The sequence below is a fragment of the Halobacillus sp. BBL2006 genome, assembly GCF_000786645.1.
Taxonomy (GTDB): domain Bacteria; phylum Bacillota; class Bacilli; order Bacillales; family Halobacillaceae; genus Halobacillus.
In genome coordinates this window covers 1-2,772 of sequence record NZ_JRNX01000078.1, presented here as the reverse complement: position 1 = coordinate 2,772, position 2,772 = coordinate 1, and the positions used below count along the sequence as shown (strand labels likewise).

Here is a 2,772-nt window from a genome sequence, read left to right as displayed (position 1 = left end):
AAAAAAATAAAGAAAATCCCCCTCGTCACCAGGAGGGGGGGATTGCTGATTATTCGTAATAAAGTTGTCCTTGATCGTCAACATAGACCGATTTGATCATCGTTCTTTGGAAAGGCTCACGATCATAGCTTCCATGGACGTCGATCGTCATATTGTAAATGCCCTCGCCAAGCTGCGGAAGCTTAAAGGTTTCGTCGTTTTTCTTATTCGCTTTGACTTTTCCTTGTTTGAGCTTGCCGTTTTTATAATACTCGATCGTCATCTCTGTTTTAACTTTCAGCTTCTGATCCTTGATTTTCACTTTCATATCATCATCAGAAAGAGAAGTGCTGATCAAATCGTTGAGCGGACTTTCAAAGGATGTGGTCAATAGATAGTGCTCTTTTTGATTCGAAGCTGCTTTCAAGGACCATTGGCCGGCTGCAGGGTTTTCGATCGTCACCGAATGATGATACGCGCCGTCTAAATAGCCTGTTTCATCCTGTTCAGTCGCGAAATTCGTATAGGTTGTTTGGTCAGGGGATAGGAGCGCTAGATTTGCTCCAGGTTGATCACTCATCCAATTGACGGTCATCGATTGGACGCCGTTTTCGACTTGGATGGTTTCTTCTTTTGCTCCGGTGTATTCTCCGCCGGTCACATAATTGCTCGCCAGTATTTCTTTAGGTTCGCTTTTTTCCGTGCTTGCTGCCTGTAGGTTTGCGAATGAATACACACTTTCATTTAGATAATTTTTGAAAAGGGTAAACGTTGAGGAGCCTTCTTTAATCGTCGAGTGATTCCAGTCACCGACTTTGATTTCTGTCGCGTACTCGAGTCTTGAGCTTTTCACAGTCACGGCACCGTCATTACTGCCGTAGGCTCTTAAATATAAGCCACCCCAATAGAGAGCGCTTCCGAAGCTGCCCCATTTTGTTCCACCAAGGGTGTAAATAGGGGTCTGATAGACATTGGACTGACTGTCGGTCTGTGAGCGGAAATAGTTCATATAACCGGTTTGCAGCGAATAGGTGGCATCATTTTTGCTTCCGAGAATGCCTGCGAGCCAACCGGCCCAGCTGCTGTATGCTAAATCGGCTAATTGTGATCCGTGATGAGGAGTAGAGAGGGTAATCATTCGTTCTATATAAGGCCCCGCCCCATAATGGACGAGAGCGGATTGTGTATCGATCCCGCCTTTACTATGAGCGACAACGACCACTTTTTCACCAAAATGCTGATACATTTCTCTTACTTTTTGTGCGAGTAAAGCGCCGTTATCCCACATGTTTTTGTCGGGATATAAATCGATAAAAGCTGTTTCGTAGCCATTTTGATAGGCGGTGGCGTACATATTGTTGTTCTCATACCACGTATCCGATGAGCTGTTTAATCCATGAACGAAAAGAATCGGGTGCTTGGAATCAGAAACAGAGGATGGCGTATCGCCGATATACCATTGCCCGGGAGTTCCTGAAGCTCCATCTTTGATCGAACCTGCGTAGCTAATAGGCGGGGCGAAAAAAAGCATCACAATAAAAACAACGAACCACTTTTTAAGCTTGACCATTTACCTATCTCCTCTACTCAATTTTTAGGGAGATCATGAGGTGCGTCTAAGAGGGCATCCCATCCTCTATTATCGGATAAAAGGGGCGTTATGGCACCAAATATTTGAAAAACAGGAAGAAAAGAGGATGGGGAATTTCATCTATAGTCATTTTTTCATAGAAAAAAGCGTCTGCTCCTCTAAAAGGACAGGCGCTTACCGTTAAAGGCTCATCAGTTGAATCGTGTAGGTTCCTCGATCTGTGACCAGGGAAAAATGGGTGTCATTGAATTGATATTGGGTCGAATCCTCCAGGGGAATCTCATAATAGGGGGCTGGGACAGGCTGGGCGTTCTGAAGATCCGTCGCCATTTTCCCAGTTCCATGCAAATGCAGGGAATGCATCGGCTCATAGCCATCGATCCTTCTCGTGTCTTTCGAATAATCAATGTGGTCTAAGTTCATGATGACTGTATCCTGGTCACGAAGTTCGTGTTTCGTAATTCGGATGGTTTTTCCGTTCCATTGCTGAAGAAGCTGGTTGAATTCTTCAATGGTCAATGTCTGCTCGTTCATGTGAATCCCTCCTGCCTTTATGTTTTCCAAGCATGAGGGAATCATACGGTGATCTTTTTTTGGATCCAAAAGTATACAACGACCTGCTTCCACTCGGATGAGGCAGGCCATTGTGAAATGCTGTCTCAAGATTTCATCAATAAATAAATAAAATAGCTTCCGCCGACAACGGATACGACCAGACCGACTGGAATTTCTGAAGGCGCAAGCAGGTTGCGGCCGATTGTGTCGGCAACGAGCAACAGCAGAGCTCCCATCAGCATCGTAATCGGAAGCAGGGCCCCGTGCATCGGTCCGACGAGTCTTCGTGCCAAGTGGGGAACGACGAGGCCGATAAACGCGATCCCTCCGCCGACAGATACGCTCGCACCGGCTAGAGCTACAGCGATGAAAAGGAGCGTCCGTCTCTCCTTTTCTACATGGGCGCCTAAGCCGGCAGCAATGTCATCGCCAAAGTGCAGGGAATTCAACGTTCCAGCCTTCATGATGACGAACGGGATCAGAAGGAGAATCCAGGGAAGCAGGGCGAGCACATAAGTCCAGTCCGTGCCTGAAATATTTCCAGAAAGCCATACGGTTGCACGCATGAAATCCTTAGGATCCATTTTTAATTGAAAGATAATAATTAACGCTGAAAAAGCGCTGTTGATGCCGATGCCGACAAGGAC

3 protein-coding genes are annotated in these 2,772 nt (G+C 46.1%); all 3 read right to left on the bottom strand.

Annotation, left to right across the window (positions count from 1 at the left end):
* Positions 1 to 49 precede the first annotated feature (49 nt).
* The gene (locus tag LD39_RS02980; protein ID WP_035542741.1) at positions 50 to 1,549 is read right to left on the bottom strand and encodes a triacylglycerol lipase; all 1,500 of its coding nucleotides are present in this window, start codon (positions 1,547 to 1,549) and stop codon (positions 50 to 52) included.
* Between the two features lie 201 nt (positions 1,550 to 1,750).
* Positions 1,751 to 2,104 carry a hypothetical protein gene (locus tag LD39_RS02975; protein ID WP_035542740.1) on the bottom strand — a complete coding sequence of 118 codons (354 nt, stop codon included), beginning with the start codon at positions 2,102 to 2,104 and terminating at the stop codon, positions 1,751 to 1,753.
* A 125-nt stretch (positions 2,105 to 2,229) separates the two neighbouring features.
* A partial coding sequence (locus LD39_RS02970) for an iron ABC transporter permease (protein WP_035542738.1) occupies positions 2,230 to 2,772 on the bottom strand: 543 nt, incomplete at its 5' end.

What these genes read in the sequence shown, in the direction of transcription:
- LD39_RS02980 (WP_035542741.1), bottom strand. Translation starts at nt 1,549, where the DNA reads ATGGTCAAGCTTAAAAAGTGGTTCGTTGTTTTTATTGTGATGCTTTTT.
- LD39_RS02975 (WP_035542740.1), bottom strand. Translation starts at nt 2,104, where the DNA reads ATGAACGAGCAGACATTGACCATTGAAGAATTCAACCAGCTTCTTCAG.